Source organism: Nocardioides sp. NPDC057577, assembly GCF_042801335.1.
Classification (GTDB): domain Bacteria; phylum Actinomycetota; class Actinomycetes; order Propionibacteriales; family Nocardioidaceae; genus Nocardioides.
In genome coordinates, this window is the sequence record NZ_JBHVGB010000338.1 from 1 (window position 1) to 1397 (window position 1397).

Here is a 1397-nt window from a genome sequence, read left to right on the forward strand (position 1 = left end):
CCGTTGAGGTGGCCGTCGTTGCCGAGCTGCAGCGGCACCGTGGTGTGCGCGGCGTCCGGGATGCGGGAGACGAAGCCCGAGTCGACCAGACCGACCAGCAGCACGAAGAGGCCGATGCCGATCGCGATGCCCTTGCGGAGCGAGCGCGGCACGGCGTTCATCACGCGCTCGCGCAGACCGGTGGCGACCAGCAGCATGACGACGATGCCGGCCAGCACCACCATGCCCATGGCGTCCGGCCAGGACATCCGCGGGGCGAGCTGGAGGGCGACGACGGTGTTGACGCCGAGGCCGGCGGCGAGCGCGATCGGGACGTTGCCGATGACGCCCATCAGGAGGGTCGTGAAGGCCGCCGTGAGGGCGGTCGCGGTGACCAGCTGGCCGTTGTCGAGCTGGTGGCCGTACATGTCCTTCGCGCTGCCCAGGATGATCGGGTTCAGCACGATGATGTAGGCCATCGCGAAGAAGGTGGCGAAGCCGCCGCGGATCTCACGGGGCAGGGTGCTGCCGCGCTCGGAGATCTTGAAGTAGCGGTCGAGGCCGTTCTGCGGGGGACGACGGTCCTCCGGCGGCTCGGGGGACGGGGGGACCTTGGCGGTGGCCGAGGTGGACATGCGGGGACCTCATCACCAACAGGTTCCCCCACGGCCTTGTCGGTGTTCCTCTTGGTGTTTTCTACGAATGAAAGCGGTCAGAGACAAACGGGTTCAGTATGAACGTATGAGCCACAGATCGCTATCTCCGCGCGTAGACCCGCGCCATCACGGCGCCATCACCGTGTTGCGCCGCGCCGTCAACCCGTTCGCACCCGCCTCGTAAGCTGTACGCATGACGAAGTGGACACCCACGCATGAGGCGCCGGAGCCCCTGGAGGGCCCCGTGGTTCCGACCATCGTCGGCGGCACCGTCCTCTGGTTCGTCCTCTTCCTGGTGCAGCTGCCGTTCTACGGCTGGTTCGACGACCACGGACACACCTGGTGGGTGTGGACCTGCCTGGCCGGGGCCGGTCTCGGCCTGATCGGCATCTGGTACGTCCGGGGGCGCGACGCCGCGATCAAGCGGGACGCCGCCGCGCGGGACGCCGAGGGCACTCGGGGCGCACCGGGCACCCACGGCACACAGGCCGACCGGCCCACCGCCTAGTACCCGGGTAGTACCGGGGCAGCACACCGCGCCGGAAGGCCTCGTACCCAGGTCGGATCTTCCCCGCACTCGGTGGGTGAAGCCGTAAATCCGCACTTACCGTCGAATGCATGACGCATCTCGACGCGGACCGACTCGACCCCGCGCACCCCCCGCCTCCCACCGACACGCCCTCGCCCGGGACCGGACTCACGACGGCCGGGGTCGCCGAACGGGTCGCGCGCGGCCAGGTCAACGACGTACCGGTGCGCAGC

Annotated in this window: 2 protein-coding genes; one reads left to right on the top strand and one right to left on the bottom strand. The window is 69.3% G+C overall.

All coding sequences use genetic code 11. The features are described 5' to 3' along the window. On the bottom strand, nt 1–614 hold a 614-nt coding region (locus ACFU7D_RS29605), incomplete at its 3' end, for a solute carrier family 23 protein (protein ID WP_378874102.1). Nucleotides 615–828: 214 nt separating this feature from the next. Between ACFU7D_RS29605 and ACFU7D_RS29610 the strand changes: the two genes are divergently transcribed. Then, the gene (locus ACFU7D_RS29610) at nt 829–1143 is read left to right on the top strand and encodes a DUF2530 domain-containing protein (protein ID WP_125630634.1); all 315 of its coding nucleotides are present in this window, start codon (nt 829–831) and stop codon (nt 1141–1143) included. Nucleotides 1144–1397: the final 254 nt, after the last annotated feature.

What these genes read in the sequence shown, in the direction of transcription:
- ACFU7D_RS29610 (WP_125630634.1), top strand. Translation starts at nt 829, where the DNA reads ATGACGAAGTGGACACCCACGCATGAGGCGCCGGAGCCCCTGGAGGGC.